Origin of the sequence: Streptomyces sp. NPDC052225, from assembly GCF_040679615.1 — a bacterium.
Lineage (GTDB): Bacteria > Actinomycetota > Actinomycetes > Streptomycetales > Streptomycetaceae > Streptomyces.
The window spans coordinates 234,150-254,664 of the sequence record NZ_JBFAVD010000008.1; the positions used below are offsets into that span (position 1 = coordinate 234,150).

At 72.5% G+C, this 20,515-nt stretch carries 19 protein-coding genes; 7 read left to right on the plus strand and 12 right to left on the minus strand.

From position 1 onward, the window contains the following. Nucleotides 1-40: 40 nt before the first annotated feature. On the plus strand, nt 41-871 hold the full coding sequence (locus AB0L37_RS15355; RefSeq protein ID WP_365504605.1) for a hypothetical protein: 831 nt from the start codon (nt 41-43) through the stop codon (nt 869-871). Here the strand turns inward: AB0L37_RS15355 and AB0L37_RS15360 are convergent. Both AB0L37_RS15360 and AB0L37_RS15365 read right to left on the minus strand, forming a co-directional pair. Beyond that, complete coding sequence (locus AB0L37_RS15360; RefSeq protein WP_365504607.1) at nt 865-2,106, minus strand: AI-2E family transporter; 1,242 nt, start codon at nt 2,104-2,106, stop codon at nt 865-867. The two genes, AB0L37_RS15355 and AB0L37_RS15360, sit on opposite strands and share 7 nt — an antisense overlap. Nucleotides 2,107-2,165: 59 nt before the next feature. After that, nucleotides 2,166-2,360, minus strand: a complete 195-nt coding sequence (locus AB0L37_RS15365; protein WP_365504609.1) for a DUF3046 domain-containing protein — start codon at nt 2,358-2,360, stop codon at nt 2,166-2,168. Nucleotides 2,361-2,439: 79 nt separating this feature from the next. On the opposite strand from AB0L37_RS15365, the gene AB0L37_RS15370 reads away from it, so the two are divergent. Next, nucleotides 2,440-3,390, plus strand: a complete 951-nt coding sequence (locus tag AB0L37_RS15370) for a hypothetical protein (RefSeq protein WP_365504611.1) — start codon at nt 2,440-2,442, stop codon at nt 3,388-3,390. A 108-nt stretch (nt 3,391-3,498) separates the two neighbouring features. Here the strand turns inward: AB0L37_RS15370 and AB0L37_RS15375 are convergent, their stop codons facing one another. After that, nucleotides 3,499-4,677, minus strand: a complete 1,179-nt coding sequence (locus tag AB0L37_RS15375; RefSeq protein WP_365504613.1) for a helix-turn-helix domain-containing protein — start codon at nt 4,675-4,677, stop codon at nt 3,499-3,501. A gap of 177 nt (nt 4,678-4,854) precedes the next feature. On the opposite strand from AB0L37_RS15375, the gene AB0L37_RS15380 reads away from it, so the two are divergent. After that, on the plus strand, nt 4,855-6,252 hold the full coding sequence (locus AB0L37_RS15380) for an alkyl sulfatase dimerization domain-containing protein (RefSeq protein ID WP_365504615.1): 1,398 nt from the start codon (nt 4,855-4,857) through the stop codon (nt 6,250-6,252). Continuing rightward, nucleotides 6,252-7,541, plus strand: coding sequence for an MFS transporter (locus AB0L37_RS15385; RefSeq protein WP_365504617.1), 1,290 nt, complete (start codon nt 6,252-6,254; stop codon nt 7,539-7,541). The genes AB0L37_RS15380 and AB0L37_RS15385 overlap by 1 nt, the downstream gene beginning before the upstream one ends. A 57-nt stretch (nt 7,542-7,598) precedes the next feature. Here the strand turns inward: AB0L37_RS15385 and AB0L37_RS15390 are convergent, their stop codons facing one another. Genes AB0L37_RS15390 through AB0L37_RS15400 form a run of 3 tightly spaced genes read right to left on the minus strand, consistent with a single transcriptional unit; the run spans nt 7,599 to nt 9,540 of the window. Further along, nucleotides 7,599-7,907 carry an AzlD domain-containing protein gene (locus tag AB0L37_RS15390; RefSeq protein ID WP_365504619.1) on the minus strand — a complete coding sequence of 103 codons (309 nt, stop codon included), beginning with the start codon at nt 7,905-7,907 and terminating at the stop codon, nt 7,599-7,601. After that, nucleotides 7,904-8,584: an AzlC family ABC transporter permease gene (locus AB0L37_RS15395; protein ID WP_365504621.1), complete on the minus strand. Its 681-nt coding sequence runs from the start codon at nt 8,582-8,584 to the stop codon at nt 7,904-7,906. The genes AB0L37_RS15390 and AB0L37_RS15395 overlap by 4 nt, the downstream gene beginning before the upstream one ends. Continuing rightward, nucleotides 8,524-9,540, minus strand: coding sequence for an AraC family transcriptional regulator (locus AB0L37_RS15400; RefSeq protein ID WP_365504623.1), 1,017 nt, complete (start codon nt 9,538-9,540; stop codon nt 8,524-8,526). Before AB0L37_RS15400 ends, AB0L37_RS15395 begins: the two co-directional genes overlap by 61 nt. Before the next feature lie 79 nt (nt 9,541-9,619). Between AB0L37_RS15400 and AB0L37_RS15405 the strand changes: the two genes are divergently transcribed. The 3 genes from AB0L37_RS15405 to AB0L37_RS15415 all read left to right on the plus strand — a co-directional run bounded on the left by AB0L37_RS15405 (nt 9,620) and on the right by AB0L37_RS15415 (nt 16,092). Continuing rightward, entirely contained in the window at nt 9,620-14,362 is a 4,743-nt protein-coding gene (locus tag AB0L37_RS15405; protein ID WP_365504625.1) for an ATP-dependent helicase, read from the plus strand. A gap of 89 nt (nt 14,363-14,451) precedes the next feature. Further along, on the plus strand, nt 14,452-15,258 hold the full coding sequence (locus AB0L37_RS15410) for a DNA-formamidopyrimidine glycosylase family protein (RefSeq protein ID WP_365504626.1): 807 nt from the start codon (nt 14,452-14,454) through the stop codon (nt 15,256-15,258). Nucleotides 15,259-15,315: 57 nt separating this feature from the next. Continuing rightward, nucleotides 15,316-16,092 carry an SDR family NAD(P)-dependent oxidoreductase gene (locus tag AB0L37_RS15415; RefSeq protein WP_365504628.1) on the plus strand — a complete coding sequence of 259 codons (777 nt, stop codon included), beginning with the start codon at nt 15,316-15,318 and terminating at the stop codon, nt 16,090-16,092. Here AB0L37_RS15415 and AB0L37_RS15420 read toward each other — a convergent pair. The 6 genes from AB0L37_RS15420 to rimO all read right to left on the minus strand — a co-directional run bounded on the left by AB0L37_RS15420 (nt 16,040) and on the right by rimO (nt 20,469). Then, a complete protein-coding gene (locus AB0L37_RS15420; protein ID WP_365504675.1) occupies nt 16,040-16,354 on the minus strand; it encodes a hypothetical protein in 315 nt (104 codons plus the stop codon). The two genes, AB0L37_RS15415 and AB0L37_RS15420, sit on opposite strands and share 53 nt — an antisense overlap. Before the next feature lie 217 nt (nt 16,355-16,571). Further along, a complete protein-coding gene (locus AB0L37_RS15425) occupies nt 16,572-17,045 on the minus strand; it encodes a DNA starvation/stationary phase protection protein (RefSeq protein ID WP_365504630.1) in 474 nt (157 codons plus the stop codon). A gap of 200 nt (nt 17,046-17,245) precedes the next feature. Continuing rightward, nucleotides 17,246-17,626 carry a helix-turn-helix transcriptional regulator gene (locus tag AB0L37_RS15430; protein WP_338701211.1) on the minus strand — a complete coding sequence of 127 codons (381 nt, stop codon included), beginning with the start codon at nt 17,624-17,626 and terminating at the stop codon, nt 17,246-17,248. Between the two features lie 109 nt (nt 17,627-17,735). Continuing rightward, complete coding sequence (locus tag AB0L37_RS15435) at nt 17,736-18,305, minus strand: CinA family protein (protein WP_365504632.1); 570 nt, start codon at nt 18,303-18,305, stop codon at nt 17,736-17,738. Then, complete coding sequence (gene pgsA / locus AB0L37_RS15440; protein ID WP_365504634.1) at nt 18,302-19,003, minus strand: CDP-diacylglycerol--glycerol-3-phosphate 3-phosphatidyltransferase; 702 nt, start codon at nt 19,001-19,003, stop codon at nt 18,302-18,304. The genes AB0L37_RS15435 and pgsA overlap by 4 nt, the downstream gene beginning before the upstream one ends. Then, nucleotides 19,000-20,469: a 30S ribosomal protein S12 methylthiotransferase RimO gene (rimO, locus tag AB0L37_RS15445; RefSeq protein WP_365504636.1), complete on the minus strand. Its 1,470-nt coding sequence runs from the start codon at nt 20,467-20,469 to the stop codon at nt 19,000-19,002. The genes pgsA and rimO overlap by 4 nt, the downstream gene beginning before the upstream one ends. Nucleotides 20,470-20,515 lie beyond the last annotated feature (46 nt).

Below are 20,515 nucleotides of genomic sequence, written 5' to 3' on the forward strand. Positions count from 1 at the left end.
GACGACGACCCGGCGGGCGTACGCGACGAGCCTTGTCCCCATGGAGACCACGAAGACCACGACGGCCGCGAAGGCCACGAAGGCCGGGACGCCGGAACCCGCGGTTGCCGGGAGGGTCGGCCCCCTGTGGCGCTCGGCCCGCCGGGCCGAGCGCCTGTGCTACGCGACCGGTCTCGTCCTGATCGCCTCCGGCGCCTTCCATCTCGTCGTCCTCGGCGTGGACGGCGGTCCGTGGACCGGGCCGGTCTCCTGGCGCAAGCCGATCACCTTCGGGCTCTCCTTCGGCCTGACCTTGATCGCCCTCACGTGGGTGACGTCGTACCTCCAGGTGGGTTCGCGGCTCAGGAGCGTCCTGCTCGTCGTGTTCGCGGCGGACTGTGTCCTGGAGGTCGGCGGCATCACCCTCCAGGCCTGGCGCGGAGTCCCGTCGCATCTCGACATGGAGACCGCCTTCGACACGGTCGTCTCCATGTCGCTCGCGGTGGGCGGCGGCATCCTGGTCGTGCTCCTGACGGTCTTCACCCTCGCCTCTTTCAGGAACCGTCCGGGCGGCCCCACCGGAATGCCTCTCGCCGTGCGCGCCGGTTTCGCCGTCCTCCTGGTCGCGCTCGCGTCCGGGGCGGCGATGATCGCGCGCGGGGTGGCACTGACACGGGCCGGGCACCAGGAGGCGGCCTATCACTCGACGGCCGCCCTGAAGCCGCTGCACGGAGTGAGCCTGCACGCCGTGCTCGTCCTGCCGGTCCTGGCCTGGCTGATGACCCGTACGTCATGGAGTGACCGCGCCAAGAACCGCGTCATGTATGCGGCCGTGGGCGCCTATGTTGTCGCGGTCCTGGCGGCCGGCGCCTGGGCCGCCCTGACCTACTGAGCCTCGCGCCCGGCCCCGCCCTCCGGTTCCTTCAGCACCCGGCGGGCCCGCGCGAGGAGGGACGCCCCACCGCGCCGCCGATGCCCGTGCACCCGCGGGTCGTCCGTGACGTCGTACCGCTTCACGTACGCCCCCAGGAACGCCTGGAGCGTGGCCACGGCGGGGATCGCGATCAGCGCGCCGACGGCGCCGAGCAGCGCCGTACCCGCGATGACCGAACCGAAGGCGACCGCCGGGTGGATGTCCACCGTCTTCGCGGTCAGCTTCGGCTGCAGCACATAGTTCTCGAACTGCTGGTAGACGACCACGAAGACGAGCACCCACAGCGCGTACCAGGGGTCCACGGTGAAGGCGATCAGCATCGGCAGAGCGCCCGCCAGATACGTGCCGATGGTCGGGATGAACTGCGAGACGAGACCCACCCACACACCGAGCACCGGCGCGTACGGCACATCGAGCGCCGCGAGCAGGATGTAGTGCGCGACCCCGGAGATCAGTGCCATCAGGCCGCGCGAGTACAGGTAGCCGCCGGTCTTGTCGACGGCGATCTCCCAGGCGCGCAGCACCTCGGCCTGCTTCGCGGGCGGCAGCACCGAGCACAGCGCACGCCGCAGCCGCGGCCCGTCGGCGGCGAAGTAGAACGAGAACAGCAGGATCGTCAGGAGCTGGAAGAGGCCGCCGAGCACCTGCGCCGACACGTCCAGGACGCCGGTCGCGCTGTTCTGCACGTACTTCTGGAGCCAGTCCGAGTGCAGCAGGCTGTCCTGGACCTCGACCCTGTTGAGGTCCGTGTGAAACGTCTGGTTGACCCAGCTGATGACCTGGTCGAGGTATTTCGGGAAGTCCTCGACCATGTCCACGATCTGGCCCGCGAGCATCGATCCGAGCAGCACCACGAAGCCGGCGCCGACGACCATGACGGCCAGAAAGACGAGCGCCGTGGCCAGCCCGCGGCGCATCCCGCGCCCGGCCATCCAGCTCACCGCGGGCTCCACGGCGAGGGCCAGGAAGAACGCGATCAGGATGTTGATCAGCAGCCCGGTCAGCTGGTGGAAGGCCCAATTGCCCAGCTGGAAGCAGGCGACGAGAGCCAGCGCCAGCACCATCGCGCGCGGCAGCCAGCGCGGCATGCCCGCGCGCGGGCTCGGCGCCGCGCCCGGCGGCCGCTCGGGCGGCGTCGTGCCGGGCGGAGCGGCGTCAGCCGCCACCTGGAGGTTCTCGTCTGTCGCTGCCACGGTGCCAGTCTCGCCCACGTCACCGACAATCGGTGGCCGCCCCCGTTTCTCCATCCCGTTCAGCGCTTCTCGGCCGGGACATCCATGGTGGTGCACACCACACGCCAGACGTCCTTCGCCTCCCAGCCGGCGTCGAGCGCCTCCTGGACGGTGCGCCCGCCGAGGCCCGCCATCACGTGATCGCGCGCGAAGGTGTCCGCGTACCCGGAACCGAAGTGTTCCGCCATCTGCTGCCAGAAGACCGTCAACCGCATGACTCCAGTATCCCGCCCCTGAGAGTGCAGCCGGGCCCGGGAGGGTTGCCGAGAACGCTTTCCGCCCTACGGTCGGTGCATGGCCGAAACCGGAGCTTCCCCACTCCCCTCATCGCCCTCGGCACGCTCCCCGCTCTCCCGTGCCGAACCGTTCGTCTGGCTGACCGCGCGCGTGCTGGAACAGCGCCGCTTCACCTACCACTTCCTGGAGGGCTCGACCGCCGCGGCCGACGCCGTCGAGACCGCACTGGCCGCTTACCGCAACGAGGACGAGGGCTACGGACACGCCCTCGAACCCGATCTGCGCGGCCCGGTCAGCCAGCCCCTCGCCACCGGTCACGCGCTGCGCGTCCTGGACTCCGTCGGACGGTGCTCGGGGCAGCGCGTGGAGCGCGTCTGCCGCTACCTCACCGCCGTCTCGACCCCGGAAGGCGCCCTTCCAGCGGTGCATCCCAGCCAGCGCGGCTATCCCTGCGCCCCGTTCGTGCCCGTCGTCGACGACCCGCCGGGCGCCCTGCTCGCCACCGGACCCGTCGTCGGCCTACTGCACCGCAACGAGGTGTGGCACGCCTGGCTGTTCCGCGCGACGGACTTCTGCTGGGCGGCCATCGAGTCCCTGAAGACGTCGCATCCGTACGAGGTGGAGGCCGCGGTCGCCTTCCTCGACAGCGTCCCGGACCGCTCACGCGCGCGGGCGGCCGCCGACCGGATCGGCCGTCTCGTCCGGGAGCAGCGACTCGTGGTGCTCGATCCGGCGCGCCTGGACGACGCTCCGGTCGCTCCCGGGTACGCCCCGGGCGAGCACCACTTCCCGTACGACTACGCGAGGGCCCCCGAGTCATTGGCGCGCTCCTGGTTCACCGACGAGGAGATGGCGCTGTCGCTCGACCACCTGGAGCGCGAACAACAGCAGGACGGCGGCTGGCCGGTCCGCTGGCGGCAGTGGGCGCCCGGCACCGCCCTGGAGGCGCGCCCCATGGTGACGATCGAGGCGCTGCGCACGCTGCGCGCGTACGGGCGTCCTCTGTAGAAGCCCGGTTCTCGGCTGGTCAGCGCCTGTTCGTAGCCACCTTGTAGTCGTCGGCTTGTACTCGCGCCGGCTTATACGCGCCGGTATGTACGCGCCGGCTTATAGGCGTCAGCTTTCGGAGTCGCGCAACAAGAGAGCCGCGAGCGCGAGCGCCGTGCCACGCGGTGACGACAGGTCGATGCCGGTCTGGTCGGCGATCTTCGCGAGCCGGTTGTCGACGGTGTTCGGGTGCAGCCCGAGCGCCGCGGCGGTCGCCCTGCGGTCCTGCTGGTGCGCCAGGTGGGTGCGCAGCGTCTCCAGGAGCTCGGGCCGCTCGGCGACCGGGTCGAGCAGCGCGGCGATGCGGTCGCTGCTCTCGTTGCGGCGCGAGAGGTGGTACTCCAGCAGAACGTCGTCCAGGCGGTGCAGGCCCGGGGGCATCCCGCACGCGCGCGCGATGCGCAGGATCTCGGTCGCGGTGCGCCCCGCGTCGGTGATGTCCTCGGGCCCGGCCGCCGGCACCGCGGCCACCCTCATCTGAAGGCCGCTGGCCTTGCTCAGGCGGCGCGACAGGTCCTCGGGCGGAGCGCTGTCGTCGGGGACGATGACCCGGCCTCCGTCGCCGTCCAGGAGCGCCAGGACGTCCACGCCGAAGGTGTGGTCGAGGACGGTCTGCACGCGCCGCAGCCGGCGCCGGACAGCGACGGGCCCTTCGGCGGGCGGCCGGTCGAGACCGAGCGCCAGGACGAGCGCGGGCCCTTCGAGGCGGAGCTGGTCGAGGAGCACATGCCCGGGCGGGACCATCCCGTCGAGCAGCCCGCGCACCAACGACCGCTGCTGTGCCCGCTGTTCGGCCTCCAGGGCGGACCGCTCGTCGAGGTAGGTCTCGGCGACGGCGCCCACGATGCCCGGGTGGCTCCGCAGCAGGATGTCGACCAGTTCGACGAGGGCGGCCTCCTCACCGGGCCGCGCCACGTCGCGCAGGGCCTGCCACAGCACGTAGACGCCGAGCGCGTGGGTCCGCAGCAGCAGGTGCAGCGGCATGCCCTCCTCCGCGCGCTGAGCGGCCCGCTCGCGGAACACCCGGTGGCTGCCGGACCGGTCGGGTTCCGGGGCGCCGACGTGACGCAGGAAGAGCCGTACGCCGTGCCGCGCGGTCGCCGCGATCTCCAGGTCCTTGACGTCGTCGGGCAGCTCCGCGTACCCGGGCAGCTCCTCGAAGGACTCCCGGGCCATCCGGCGGGCGAGTTCATTGACGCGCGGTTCGCAGCGCGCGGCGAGCGAGCGCGCCTCGGGCGACAGGGACACGGTTCCTCCCTCGTCCGGTGCGGGCGCCTCCTTGTGACGCGTCACATTACCCAGCCGACCTGTATGTGACGCGGAGTGGTGTTCCACGTCACAAGGGGCGCCTTAACTCGTGTGCAGCCGCTGGACGACAGCCCCTCGCACCCCGAGGGGCAGCCCGTACATGGAGGAGCCGCGCACATGACCCACCACAACGCAGCTGACAAGAAGGCAGCCGATTACACCGCCTACATAGATCGCGTCTGGCAGGGCTCGGACACGCTCCTCCCTCATTTGTCGGGCGCGTTCTCCGCGGAGGAACTGGTGCGGCTGCGTCCCGGCGTCGGCTTCTTCCCCGCCTTCGCCAACGTGTCGGCCTTCGACACCGGCGACGGCGTGGTGCTCGTCGACTCCGGTGACTTCCGTACGGCGCGGCAACTGCACGCCGCCGTCAAGGGATTCGACGCGGGGCCGGTGCGCTCCGTGGTCTACACGCACGGTCATGTGGACCACGTCTTCGGAGTGTTCCCCTTCGACAAGGAAGCGAAGGAAACCGGTGCCGCCGCCCCTGAGGTGGTGGCGCACGAAGCCGTGCCGGCCCGCTTCGACCGCTACATACAGACGGCCGGGTACAACTCCTGGATCAACCGCCGCCAGTTCGGTGTGCCCTCCTTGGAGTGGCCCACCACCTACCGCTACCCGGACACCGTCTACCGGGACCGGATGACCTTCCGCCGCGGCGAGTTGACCTTCGAGCTCGTCCACGCGCGCGGCGAGACAGACGACCACACCTACGTGTGGGTACCGGAACTCAAGACGCTGTGCACCGGCGACCTGTTCATCTGGAACACCCCGAACGCGGGCAACCCGCAGAAGGTGCAGCGCTACCCGGAGGACTGGGCGCGCGCCCTGCGCGCCATGCAGGAGCTCGGCGCCGAACTGCTGCTGCCCGGGCACGGCGTGCCCATCGTGGGCGCCGCGCGCGTGAACCGGGCCCTCGACGACACCGCCCGCTTCCTGGAGACGCTGTGCGAGCAGACCAGGGCGCTGATGAACGCCGGTCACCGCCTCGACGCGGTCCTCCACGGCGTGCGCGTCCCGGAGGAGCTCCTGTCGCGCCCCTACCTCCACCCCGCCTACGACGAGCCGGAGTTCGTCGTACGCAACCTGTGGCGGCTCTGGGGCGGCTGGTACGACCAGAACCCGGCACACCTCAAGCCGGCCCCGGAGGCGGCGGTGGCGGCCGAGTTCGCGCAGGCCGCGGGCGGCGCCCCGAACCTGGCACGACGGGCTCTGGAACTGCTCGCGGAGGGGGAGCCGCGGCTCGCCGCACATCTCGCCGAGACGGCGGCCCTGGCGGCGCCCACCGATCCCGAGGTGGCACGCGCGCGTGCCGAGGTCTTCGGGCGCCGCGCGGACGAGGAGACGTCCACCATGGCTCGCGGCGTCTTCGCCTGGGCCGCCGCGGAATCCGCTGCCGTGGTGGAGGGCACCGACGTGGCCACGGAGCTGACGCGCTCCCCCGAAGGCCGCAAGAAGGCCGCCGGAATGATCAGCGTGGGCGTGGTCGCCGACGACGACGCCGACGGGTGCTGCTGATGCGCGGGGCATGGCGCACCACCTGGTTGCTGCTCGCCTTCATGGTGGTGAACTTCGCCGACAAGACCGTCCTGGGGCTCGCGGGCCCGGAGATCCGGGCGGACTTCGGGATCACGCGCCAGGAGTTCGGCACCGCCCAGTCGGCGTTCTTCGCCCTGTTCTCGATCGCGGCCCTCGGTGTCTCGGCCCTCACGAAGCGCGTGGGTACGACACCGCTCCTGCTCGCGCTCGCCCTGCTGTGGTCGGCCGCCCAGCTGCCCATGGTGTGGGGCGCCGCCGGGTTCGGCCTGCTCGTGGCCACCCGCGTCCTGCTGGGCGCCGCGGAGGGCCCCGCGGCGCCGGTCGCGATGCACCACGTGCACGGCTGGTTCCCGCAGCGTGAGCGGGCCCTGCCGACCGCGGTCCTGCTTGTCGGCGCCGCGGCCGGGGTCGCCGTGGCGTCACCGGTGCTCAGCTGGGTGATCACGCACTGGGGCTGGCGCTGGTCGTTCGGCGTGGTCGGCCTCATGGGCATCGCCTGGGCCGCCGCGTGGCGCGTATGGGGTACCGAAGGACCGCTGGCTCCCCCGGTGGGCAAGGAACCGGCGCACTCACCACAGGACACGCTCGTCGTGCCCCTGCGGCGCATCCTGCTCTCGCCCACCTTCCTGACCGCGGCCTTCGGCTCGTTCGCCGCCTACTGGTCGATGAGCACGCTGCTGACGTGGGCGCCCGACTACTTGGAGAGCGTCATCGGCTGGGACCTCCATCAGGCGAGCACGATGGTCGGCGTGGGGGCGCTCGCCAATGGCGTCATCCTTCTGGTGCACGGCCTCCTGTCACGCCGCTCCGCGCTGCGCGTCACCCCGCCGCGCATCCCTGTAGGCGCGGGTGCGGGCATCCTTGTCGCGATCGCGGGCTGTGCCACCGCCGTGTACGGGACGACCGACTCGCTCGTGGTGAAGGTGCCCATGATGATGGGCCCGATGGCCCTCGCCATGGTGATGCTCACCGTCGCGTCCACGGCCTGCGCCCGCATCGCACCCCCGTCGCAACGAGGGGTGGTCCTGGGTGTGTTGACCTCCGTGTACGCCCTGGGCGGCATCCTGTCGCCGCTGGTCCTCGGCGGCATGGTGGACAGCGCCGCGACCGTCACCGCCGGCTACGAGCACGGCTGGCTGCTCACCTCCGGGCTGCTGGTGACCGGCGGCGTCCTCGCGGCCCTCTTCTGCCGCCCGGAGCGCACCGCCCGACGCCTGGGCGTTCCGGAGGCGCCGAGCGGGGCTGCGCCGGTCCCCGTGGCGCACTGAGAGCCTGTCTTCGAACCCTGTCTTCGAACCCCCGTCTGCGCCCCGACGCCCGGCGCGTCAGCCGGTGAGCGCCCGCAGCCCCGCGGTGACCACCACGGCGACCGCGACGACCACCAGGAAGGGCGCCCGCAGCACCAGCGCCAGGGCGGCCGCGGCGAGCCCGGCCGCCTTGGCGTCGAGGACCAGGGTGCGCCCGTCCGCGAAGGTCTGCTGAGCCGTGAGCGCGGCCAGCAGCGCGACGGGCAGCAGCGCGGCGAGGCGCCGCACCATGGGCCGTTCCAGGGCGCCCGCGGGTACCAGCAGGCCGATGAGCTTGGCGGCGTAGCAGCCCACCGCGGTGACGCCGATGGCGATCCAGATGTTCAACGGTCCGCTCCTTGCGTCGTGTTGGAGGCATCGGCCTGGCGCCGACCTTGTATGTAGAGCACGGCGGGCGCGGCGAGCGCGGCCACGAGCACGGGTACTCCGGCAGGCAGCACGGGCAGCAGACCGAGCCCCAGCACGACGGCGATCCCGGCGACCACGCGCTCCGTGGCGGTCTTCACCATGGGGGCGAGCAGCGCCAGGAAGACGGCCGGCCCGGCCGCGTCGATCCCCCAGGCATCCGTGTCACCGATGGCCTCGGCCCCGAGGGCGCCGAGCAAAGTGGTGAGGTTCCACAGCGCATACAGGGTCAGCCCTGTGACGGTGAAGCCGATGCGCACGCTGCGCCGTGTCGGCTGGGCGAGCGCGACGGCGGAGGTCTCGTCGATGACCCAGTGCGCGGCGAAGGGCCGCACCGCGCGCGGGAGAGCGAGCAGTTGGGAGAGCCGCAGCCCGTAGAACGCGTTGCGCACGCCCAGGAAGAACGCTCCCGCGGCTGCCGTGAGCGGGTTGCCGCCGGCCGCGAGCGCGCCCACGAGCGCGAACTGCGAGGCCCCGGTGAAGACAAGAAGGCTGAGCGCACAGGTCTGGAGCACGCTGAGGCCGCTGCCCGCCGAGGTCACTCCGAAGGCGAACCCGGAGAGTCCGACGGCGACGCCGACGCCGAGCGCGTCCCGCACGACGGCGGCATCGGCCTTGTCAGCCGCTGCTCCGTGCCCGGCAGGGGCGCCTTCTTCTGTTCGTATGTCTGCGGATGCTGTCTGTTCTGCCACGTCTCGGACGGTACGAGAAGGCCGCCGCCGGAGTCTTGTACGTTCTTGCGCTCACGCTGGTACGCCCCTGGTGGCACCCCCACGATCCGGGTGAAGTGCCGGTTCAGGTGCGGCTGGTCGGTGAAGCCGACGGCCGTGGCGGCGTCCGCGGGCGGGGTGCCCGCCTCCAAGAGGCGCCGTGCGGTCCGCACCCGCGCGTTGGTGAGCCAGGTGTGCGGCGGCATCCCGTACGCGTCACGGAACGCGCGCAGCAACGCGAACGGACTGGAACCAAGCTCGGCGGCCAGCGCCTCCAGGGACGGCGGATCGACCATCCGCTCGCCGAGCACCTCACGCGCGCGTGCCGCCGCCCGCGCCCCGGCGGACCGTCGCGGCCGCTGGGCGAGGGACGTGCCGTGGTCGCGCAGCAGCCGGGCGAGCACGACCCGCAGGAGGCTGTCGGCCGCCAGCGCGTTGCCCTGCTCGGCCGCCCGGTGCACCTCGCTGATCAAGTGCGAGGCCTGGGGGTCGGCGACGATGGTCTCGCCGAAGGCCGCGGTGCCCCGCACGGTGGTGGTCTCGGCGGCGATCTCCGCGACGACGTCCGCCGACGGGTAGAGCGTGAAGTACGACCAGCCGTCGGGGCCGCCCGCCCGCGCGGTGTGCGCCACCTCCGGGTTGATCATGACGACGCTGCCCGGCTCCGCGTACAGGGTGCCGTCGGGCATGCCGACCTCTTCGACGCCCCGGGTGACCGCGCCGAACACGTACCCGTCGTGGCTGTGGCGCGGGAACGTGTGCCGCAGGTACCGGGCACGGAGCAGGTCGAGGCCCGGCAGACTCTCGTACCGCCAGTGCCGCGCCCATTCGCCGTCGTCCGCCATACCTCCATTCTGCGGTACGCCGGATCGGCCGTTTGCCCAGGTCACGGCCGTTGTCAGTGGCGGGGTGCAGGATGGGGGCATGGTCAGGTCCACCCCAGGGGCCCACAGCGCCCACGACGCCCTCGGCGGCTTCTCCCCCGCGACCCGCGGCTGGTTCACGGGGGCCTTCCCCGCGCCCACGTCCGCGCAGGCCGGGGCGTGGCAGGCGATCGGCGCGGGTTCGGACGTGCTGGTCGTCGCCCCGACCGGCTCGGGCAAGACGCTCGCCGCGTTCCTGGCCGCCCTCGACCAGCTGGCGTCGACACCGCCCCCGGCCGACCCCAAGAAGCGCTGCCGTGTCCTGTACGTATCGCCGCTGAAGGCCCTCGCGGTCGACGTGGAGCGCAATCTGCGCAGCCCGCTGACCGGGATCCGCCAGGAGGCCGTGCGCCTGGGCCTGCCCGAGCCCGAGGTGAAGGTCGGCATCCGCTCCGGGGACACCCCGCCCGCCGAGCGCCGCGCCCTGGCAACGCGCCCGCCGGACATCCTGATCACGACGCCCGAGTCGCTGTTCCTGATGCTGACGTCGGCGACCCGGGACGCGCTGACCGGTATCGAGACGGTGATCCTGGACGAGGTGCACGCGGTGGCCGGCACCAAGCGCGGCGCCCACCTGGCCCTCTCCCTGGAGCGGCTCGACGAGCTGCTGCCCCGCCCGGCCCGCCGCATCGGCCTGTCGGCGACGGTCCGCCCGGTCGACGAGGTGGCGCGGTATCTGTCGCCGCAGCGCAAGGTGGAGATCGTCCAGCCGCCGTCCGGGAAGGAGTTCGACCTGTCGGTGGTCGTCCCGGTCGAGGACCTGGGCGAGCTGGGCGGCTCCCCGGTCGCCGACTCCGACCAGAAGGCCGAGCGTCCCTCGATCTGGCCCTCCGTGGAGGAGCGCATCACGGACCTCATCGAGGCCCACCGCTCGACGATCGTCTTCGCCAACTCCCGCCGCCTGGCGGAGCGGTTGTGCAACAGGCTGAACGAGATCGCGTACGAGCGCGCCACCGGTGAGGCCCTGCCCGAGGCCCACTCCCCGGCCGAGCTGATGGGCGGTTCCGGCGCGGCGACCGGCGCCCCCACCGTCATCGCGCGCGCCCACCACGGATCGGTCTCCAAGGAGCAGCGCGCGCTCGTGGAGGAGGACCTGAAGGCGGGCCGGCTTCCTGCCGTCGTGGCCACGTCCAGCCTGGAGCTCGGCATCGACATGGGCGCGGTCGACCTCGTCGTCCAGGTCGAGTCACCGCCCTCCGTGGCCTCCGGTCTGCAACGCGTCGGGCGTGCGGGCCACCAAGTAGGCGCGGTCTCCACGGGAGTGGTGTTCCCGAAGTACCGGGGCGACCTGGTGCAGTCGGCGGTCGTCACCGAGCGCATGCGGTCCGGCTCCATCGAGTCCCTCAGGGTCCCGGCCAACCCGCTGGACGTCCTGGCCCAGCAGCTGGTCGCGATCACCGCCCTCGACACCTGGCAGGTGGACGACCTCCTGGCCCTGGTCCGCCGCGCCGCCCCCTTCGCCTCGCTCCCCGAGTCGGCGTTCACCGGCGTGCTCGACATGCTTGCGGGCCGCTATCCGTCCGACGCGTTCGCGGAGCTGCGGCCGCGCGTGGTGTGGGACCGCGTCGCCGGCACCGTCACGGGCCGCCCCGGGGCGCAGCGCCTGGCCGTCACCTCCGGGGGCACCATCCCGGACCGTGGCCTCTTCGGCGTCTTCCTCGCGGGCGCCGACCCCAAGAAGGGCGGCGGCCGCGTCGGCGAGCTCGACGAGGAGATGGTCTACGAGTCCCGTGTGGGGGACGTGTTCACGCTCGGCACCAGCTCCTGGCGCATCGAGGACATCACGCGCGACCGTGTCCTCGTCTCGCCCGCTCCCGGAGTCCCCGGCCGGCTGCCGTTCTGGAAGGGCGACCAGCTGGGCCGCCCGCTCGAACTGGGGCGTGCGGTGGGCGCGTTCCTGCGCGAGGTCGGCTCCGCGAAGCCCGACGACGCGCGCGAGCGCCTCGCCACAGCGGGCCTCGACACCTGGGCCGTGGAGAACGTGCTGTCGTACCTGGCCGAGCAGCGCGAGGCCTGCGGCCACATCCCGGACGACCGCACGATCGTGGTCGAGCGGTTCCGTGACGAGCTGGGCGACTGGCGCGTCGTCGTCCACTCCCCCTTCGGCGCCCAGGTGCACGCCCCGTGGGCGCTCGCCCTGGGGGCCCGCCTGAGCGAGAAGTACGGCATGGACGCCCAGGTCATGCACGCCGACGACGGCATCGTGCTGCGCCTGCCCGACGCCGACCTGATGGGCCTCGACCTCCTCGACCAGGAGCCTTCCAAGCCGGGCATGGAGTACGACGCCGAGCAGGCCCCCATCGGAGCGGCCGACGTCGCCTTCGACAAGGGGGACGTGGACCAGATCGTCACCGACCAGGTGGGCGGCTCGGCCCTGTTCGCCTCCCGCTTCCGCGAGTGCGCCGCCCGCGCGCTGCTGCTCCCCAAGCGCAACCCCGGCAAGCGCACGCCGCTGTGGCAGCAGCGCCAGCGCGCGTCCCAACTCCTTCAAGTGGCCAGCGAGTTCGGCTCCTTCCCGATCGTCCTGGAGGCCGTGCGGGAGTGTCTCCAGGACGTCTTCGACGTGCCGGGCCTCGCGGAGCTCATGGGGGACATCGAGTCCCGCAAGGTCCGTCTCGTCGAGGTCACCACCCCCGAGGCGTCCCCCTTCGCCCGCTCCCTGCTGTTCGGCTACGTCGCGCAGTTCCTCTACGAAGGCGACTCCCCGCTCGCCGAGCGCCGCGCGGCGGCGCTGTCCCTGGACGCCCGCCTCCTCGCGGAGCTCCTGGGCCAGGCCGAGCTGCGCGAGCTGCTCGACGCGGACGTCCTGGCCGAGCTGGAGCAGGAGTTGCAGTGGCGCACGGAGGACCGCCGCATCAAGGATGCCGAAGGCGTCGCCGACCTGCTGCGCCTCCTCGGCCCGCTCACCGACGCCGAGTTGGCCGAGCGCGGCGCCGAGCCCGGCTGGGCCGAGGACCTGGCCGCGTCCCGGCGCGCGATCCGTGTGCGCATCGCGGGCGCCGACCACTGGGCGGCGATCGAGGACGCGGGCCGGCTGCGCGACGCCCTGGGCACGGCCCTGCCCGTAGGCGTCCCGGAAGCGTTCACGGAGCCCGTCAAGGACCCGCTCGGCGACCTCCTGGCCCGCTACGCCCGCACCCACGGCCCGTTCACGTCGACCCGCGCGGCGGCCCGCTTCGGCCTCGGCGCCGCGGTCACCGAAGGCGCCCTCCAGCGCCTCGCGGCGAACGGACGGGTCGTCCAGGGCGAGTTCCACCCGGCGGGCATCGGCCAGGAGTGGTGCGACGCCGCCGTCCTGCGCCGCCTGCGCCGCCGCTCGCTCGCGGCACTGCGGCACGAACTGGAACCGGTGCCGCCCGCGGCCCTGGCCCAGTTCCTGCCCCAGTGGCAGCACGTGGGCGGCCACGGCCTGCGCGGCATCGACGGCCTGGTCCGCGCCGTCGAGCAACTCCAAGGCGCCTCGGTCCCCGCCTCCGCCCTGGAGAAGCTCGTCCTGCCCTCCCGGGTCTCCGGCTACGCCCCGGCGATGCTGGACGAACTCACCGCATCCGGCGAGGTGTTGTGGGCCGGCGCAGGCTCTCTCCCCGGCAAGGACGGCTGGGTCAGCCTGTATCTCGCCGACACGGCACCGCTCCTCCTGCCGGCCCCGCACCCCCTGGAGCCGACGGCGCTGCACCAGTCGGTCCTGGACACCCTCTCCGGCGGCTACGGCCTGTTCTTCCGCCAGATCGCCGACCAGGTCCGTGCCACGACGCACCCGGAGGCCACCGACCCCCAACTGGCCGACGCCCTCTGGGAGCTGGCCTGGTCGGGCCGCCTGACGAACGACACCCTGGCCCCGATGCGCGCCCTCCTCGGCTCGGGCCGCACCGCGGGCTCCACCGCCCACCGTGCCCGCCGCGCGGTCCCCCGAGGCCGTTACGGAAGCCTGACTGGAGCCGCCCGCCCCACCTCGCGCTCGGGCCCGCCCACGGTCGCGGGCCGCTGGTCCCTGCTGCCCGCCCTGGAGGCCGACCCCACGGTCCGCGCCCACGCCCTGGCCCGCACCCTCCTCGACCGGCACGGCGTGGTGACCCGGGGCGCAGTCGCCGCGGAGGGCGTCGAGGGCGGTTTCTCGGCGACGTACCGGATCCTGTCCGTCTTCGAGGAGAGCGGCCAGGCCCGGCGCGGCTACGTGGTGGAGGGTCTCGGCGCGGCCCAGTTCGCGATGGACGGCGCGGTGGACCGCCTGCGCGCGGCGGCGAACGCACGGGAGCGCGGCGCGACCCCGCCCGACCCGTACGCGGCCCCCGAAGCCCCCGCCCCGAAGACCGCCGCGCCCCGCGCCCTCGTCCTCGCCGCCGCCGACCCGGCGAGCGCGTACGGGGCGGCCCTGCCCTGGCCGGAGCCCCCGGCCGGCGTGAACCACAAGCCGGGCCGCAAAGCGGGCTCCCTCGTGGTCCTGGTCGACGGCGAGCTGACGCTCTACATGGAGCGCGGCGGCAAGACCCTCCTGGCCTGGCCCGCGCCGGAGGGCGCCGACACCACGGCTGCCCCCGCCACCCTCACCGCCGCCCAGCTGGGGCAGGACCCCCGCCTGCCGGCTGCCGCCCAGGCCCTGGCCGATGCGGCCCGCTCCGGCGCCCTCGGCACGATCACGGTCGAGCGGATCAACGCCGAGGCCGCGCTCTCCTCCCCGTACGCCCCCCTCCTGGAAGGAGCCGGCTTCCACGCGACCCCACGCGGCCTGCGCCTGCGCGCGTAAAGAAGCACAGCGCCGACAACCGCCCGCCGCCTCAAAGCCCGCCCCCAAGCCCCGCGCCGAAAGCGGACCACCCCGCCTACGCTGGACCCATGCCCGAAGGAGACACCGTCCTCCAGGCCGCGCGGCGGCTGCACACCGCCCTCGCGGGGCAGGTACTCATCCGCTCCGAACTGCGCGTCCCCCGGTTCGCCACCGCCGACCTCACCGGTCGCACCGTCCTGGACGTCACCCCGCGCGGCAAGCACCTGCTGGCCCGGATCGAGGGCGGCCTCACCCTCCACTCGCACCTGCGGATGGACGGCTCCTGGAAGATCTACGCGCCGGGCGAGCGCTGGCGCGGCGGCCCCACGCACCAGATCCGCGCGATCCTCGCCAACGAGGCCCACACCGCGGTCGGCTACCGCCTCCCGGTGGTCGAACTGCTGCGCACCTCCGAGGAGTTCAAAGCCGTCGGCCACCTCGGCCCCGACCTGCTCGGCCCGGACTGGGACCCCGACGCGGCCCTGCGCAATCTCCGCAAGGACCCGGCCCGCCCTCTCGGCGAAGCCCTCCTCGACCAGCGCAACCTCGCCGGGATCGGCAACGTCTACAAGTCCGAGCTCTGCTTCCTCCTGCGGGTCACCCCCTGGCTCCCGGTCGGCGAGCTGCCGTCCGAGACCGCCGAGCGCCTCCCGCTCCTCGCCAAGAAGCTCCTCGAAGCCAACAGCGACCGGCCGAACCGCGTCACCACGGGCCGTCCCCGCCCCGACGAGCGCCTCTACGTCTACGGCCGCGCACCCCGCCCCTGCCTGCGCTGCCGCACCCCGATCCGCGTGGCCGACCAGGGCGACGGCTCCCGCGAGCGCCCCACCTACTGGTGCCCGACCTGCCAACAGGGCCCGTCCCCCATCCCGTAACCCTCAACTCGCGCACGCCAATTGACGACCCGTCAGAATCCCTCGTACGGTCCCCTCATGCCCGTCAAGGCGTACGACCTCACCGGACGCACCTCCTTCGTCACCGGCGCCGCGAGCGGCATCGGCCGCGCCACCGCCGCCCTGCTCGCCGAGGCGGGCGCCACCGTGCACTGCGCCGACCGCGACGCCCAGGGACTGCATGAAACGGCGGCGCTCATCAAAGAGGCCGGCGGCACGGCCCACACCCACACCCTCGACGTGAGCGACCGCGCCCAGGTCGCCGAGGCCGTGGCGAGCGCCGTCACGACCTCCGGCGGGCTCGACATCATGGCCGCGATCGCGGGGATCATGCACAGCAGTCCGGTCCTGGAGACGCGCGACGAAGACCTCGACCGGGTCCTCGCCATCAACTTCAAGGGCGTGCTCTACGCCTGCCAGGAGGCGGCCCGCGCCATGATCGCGGCGGGCACGCGGGGCAGCATCGTCACGATGGCCTCGGGCGCCGTCGACACCGGCGGCCCGGGCCTGCTCTGCTACGGCGCGGCCAAGGCCGCCGTCGTCCAGCTCACCAAGACGCTCGCCACGGAGGTGGGCCCGCACGGCATCCGCGTCAACGCGGTCGCGCCCGGCTGGATCCGTACGCCGATGACGACGCGCCACGACGAGCGCGTCCAGGCCCACACGGAAGCCCTGATGGTGCGAATGTCCCCCTTGGGCCGCGTCGGCGCCCCCGACGACATCGCCCACGCGGTGCTGCACCTCGCCTCGGACGCCGCCTCGTTCACGACGGGTCAGATCCTCCGCCCGAACGGTGGCGTCGCCATGCCCTGGTGATCCACCCCCGCAGCCCCGCCCCCATCTCCCGCCCCGCGCGCACCGCCCGCACCCGCACGCGCCGCGCACCGTGATGCCCCGGCGCTCCCGCGACCCCCGCGGCCCGCGACTTCGGCAGCGCGTGCACCGGCAGCAGGCTGAGCCCCCAGCCCCCGACCGCGACGGCCCCCTCGAAAGCGCCGGCATCCGGCGCGAACGCGAGACGCAGCACGCCCCACCACCACAGCACTCCGAGCGCGACGGCTGGTATCCAGCGCAGCATCGGTATCCGGCGCGCCACCGACCGCCCTGCCACCGCCCGCTCACCTCCGCCCGACCAGTCCGACCCGCCCCGCACACCCCGCCCACCTCGACGCTAAGCGCACCACGCCGCCCCCGACAGGGCGCAACGGGAGCGCGCCGCCGTCACCCGACGCGCCCCCGCCACCCCGCCGCGAAGCTCCGAAGCCACAAAGCTCGGCCGCTCCGCCCTCGCGGACTCAGCCGCGGTTCTCCGCCTGGAACATCCAGTGGTGCTTCTCGAGGTCCGCCGTGACCCCGATGAAGATGTCCTGGCTCACCGGGTCCGCCTCACCGGTCGCCTCGATCCGCTCCCTCATCCGGGTGATGACCGCACCGAGCGCCTGGACGAGCGTGCCCACGGCGTCGGTGTCCTTGACCCACCCCTCGGCCACGGGGCCGATCCCGCTCGACGCCGCCACCGTCCCGGCCCGCCCGTCCGGCGGGACACCCAGCGTCGAGGCGCGCTCGGCCACGGTGTCGGAGTGCAGCCGCGCGGTGTCCACCACCTCGTCGAGCTGAAGGTGCACGGACCTGAACCGCGGCCCCACCACGTTCCAGTGGACCTGTTTCGCCACCAGCGAGAGATCCACCAGGTCCACCAGGGCGCCCTGCAACGCCTCGGACACGGTCTTCAGGTCAGCATCGGACAGCGGGCTCTTCACGACGTACATCCCTCTCCTCCGTCGGCAATCCACTCGGTCAGCGGCTCAGCAACCCACCACTGACGAACCACCATCAAAGATGGCACACATGCACTATTACGGACACGCAGAGGCAAACGGCATGGACTTAGGGCCTGAAGCGCACAGCAGAAAGCCCCGGCCGAGTAACCCGGCCGGGGCTTTCCCCGAACTCACGCTGAGCGCAGACGCTACGCCGCTACGACGTCGACCGCCTCCGCAGGCGCCTTGATCGTCACCCGTTCCGGCGGAACGCCGGTCACGGAGACCGAATTGAGCATCGGACGTACCGGTGCGGGCACCGGCTCCGACGGGACCGCTGCTGCCGACTCGGCCAGCTCGGCGAGGCTGAGCTCGTCGCTCACCTCACGCATCAGCTCGGACATCCGTACGTCAAGCGCGTCGCAGATCGCGGAGAGCAGCTCGGAGGAAGCCTCCTTCTGCCCCCGCTCCACCTCGGAGAGATAGCCGAGCGAGACTCGGGCGGACGAGGAGACTTCGCGCAGAGTACGGCCCTGGCGCTGGCGCTGCCGACGCAGCACGTCACCCAGCAGGCGACGGAGCAGAATCATCGGTGGCTCCCTCCTCGGACCGCGTAGCCGCATCCTTCACGCCCCACCGTACCGCCTCGTGCCGCGGCCGTGCGGGGAGCGATGTCGTGTTCACTCAGGGCTGCAAACATCAAAACCCCCCGTTCTGTTCCGTATCCTGTGCCCGCGCATTCTCAGTACGTTCGCCGGAATGCCCTCCGACCAGCTCTTCCGCGAGCAGCCCAAGCACGCTCCGTACACTCTTCATACGGATTTCCGTGCGGTCGCCGTTCAACCGCAGCCCGGCAACTTTGCGGCTACCAGCGAAATTCCAGGTACTCCCGCGACGCTCGGTTCCCGGCCCCACGACGGCCACGAAAACGGTGCCCACCGGCTGCCCGTCCTGCGGCTCGGGCCCGGCCACGCCGGTGGTGGCGATCCCCCAGTCCGCGCCGAGCGCGGCCCGCACACCCGCCGCCATCTGCAGGGCGACCTCGGGATGGACCGGGCCGTGCGCGGCGAGCAGCTCGGCGTCGACAGCGAGCACCTGGTGCTTGAGCTCCGTCGCGTACGCCGTCACGGACCCGCGGAAGGCCTTCGAGGCTCCCGGCACCGCCACCAGCTCCGCGGCCACGAGACCGCCGGTGAGCGACTCGGCGACGGCGAGGGTCTCCCCTCGCTCCGTCAACAGCCGCAACGCCTCGGCAGCCACGTCCGTCACTTCTCGGCCGCCTCCGTGGACGACTCGGCGGACGCCTTCGAAGCGGCGGCCGCGGCCGCCGCTTCGGCCAGGCCCTCGCGGCGCAGCACGATGGCCTGCCGCACATAGTCGAGCCCGGTGACCACGGTCAGCACGACGGCCACCGCCATCACCCAGAACCGGAAGGTGGCCAGCGGCCCGGTCAGCGCCAGCACATACATGCCGACGGCCGTGCCCTGCGCGAGCGTCTTCATCTTGCCGCCGCGGCTGGCCGGAATGACCCCGTACCGGATCACCACGAACCGCAGCAGGGTGATCCCGAGCTCACGCCCGAGAATGACGCCCGTCACCCACCACGGCAGATCGCCGAGGTACGAGAGACAGATCAGCGCCGCCCCCATGATCGCCTTGTCGGCGATGGGGTCGGCGATCTTTCCGAAGTCGGTGACCAGGTTGTACGTACGCGCCAGATGACCGTCGAAGATGTCGGTGATCATGGCGACGGCGAACGCCGCCCACGCCCACGCGCGCCACGCCGGGTCGTACCCGCCGTCGGCGAGCATGAGCATCACGAACCCCGGCACGAGCAGCAGCCGCACCATGGTCAGGATGTTGGCGATGTTCCACAGGCTGGCCTGATCGACGGCCGCAGCGCCCAGCTTGCCGCCGGGCGCAGGCCTGCCGGTCCCGCCCGCAGCGGATGCCGGCACTCCGGTCATCTGCCCGCCTCCTCGGTACGGTCGAGCGGTTCGGCCACGAGGTCCACGCCCTCGGTGCCGACCACCTTTGCCTCGACCATACGGCCGACGGTCAGACCCGTGCCGCCCGTGAGCCGCACCTGTCCGTCCGTCTCGGGCGCCTGGTGCGCGGCGCGGCCGAGCACACCGTCGCCGTCCGCGGACTCGTCCACGGACTCGACGAGCACCGAGACGGTCTCACCGAGACGGTCCTCGGCCCGCTGCGACACCAGCTGCTCGGCGAGGCGCGAGATGTGCGCGAGGCGCTGCGCGACGACGTCCTCGTCGAGCTTGTTCTCGTACGTGGCCGCTTCCGTGCCCTCTTCGTCGGAGTAGCCGAACACGCCGATGGCGTCGAGCCGCGCCCCGTTCAGGAACCGCTCCAGCTCGGCGAGGTCGCTCTCGGACTCCCCGGGGAAGCCCACGATGAAGTTCGAGCGGACACCGGCCTGCGGGGCCTTGCTCCGAATGGTGTCGAGCAGTTCCAGGAAGCGGTCGGTGTCGCCGAAGCGACGCATCGCGCGCAGCACGCCCGGCGCCGAGTGCTGGAAGGAAAGGTCGAAGTACGGCATGACCTTGTCGGTTCCCGTGAGGACATCGATCAGTCCCGGTCGCATCTCGGCAGGCTGCAGGTAGCTCACGCGCACCCGCTCAATCCCGTCGACCCCGGCCAGCTCGGGCAGCAGCGACTCCAGGAGACGGATGTCACCGAGGTCCTTGCCGTACGAGGTGTTGTTCTCGGAGACGAGCATGACCTCCTTGACACCCTGCTCGGCGAGCCACCGCGTCTCGTTGAGTACGTCGCTGGGGCGGCGCGAGATGAAGGAGCCGCGGAACGACGGGATGGCACAGAAGGTGCAGCGCCGGTCGCAGCCGGAGGCCAGCTTCACGGAGGCGACGGGCGCCCCGTCGAGCCGGCGGCGCAGCGGCGCGCGCGGCCCGGACGCGGGCGCGAGCCCGTCGGGCAGGTCCACCGGCGCGTGCCCGGGCAGGGCGACATCGGCCCCGGCGTCCTGGCGCTCGGCCGGGCTGATGGGGAGCAGCTTGCGGCGGTCACGCGGGGCGTGCGCCTCCACGTTGCCACCCGCGAGGATGGTCTGGAGGCGGCCGGAGATGTCCTTGTAGTCGTCGAAACCGAGCACGCCGTCGGCCTCGGGCAGCGCCTCGGCGAGCTCCTTGCCGTAGCGCTCGGCCATGCAGCCCACGGCCACGACGGCCTGGGTTCTGCCATGGCCCTTGAGGTCATTGGCTTCGAGGAGGGCGTCGACGGAGTCCTTCTTCGCGGCCTCGACGAAGCCACAGGTGTTCACGACGGCGACATCGGCGGCCTCGGCGTCCTCGACGAGCTCCCAGCCGTCCGCCTCCAAGCGGCCTGCGAGCTCCTCCGAGTCCACCTCGTTACGGGCGCAGCCAAGAGTGACAAGTGCGACGGTACGGCGTTCGGGCATGGACTCAAGACTACTTCGTTCCACTGACACCCCTCGCCGCGAGGGG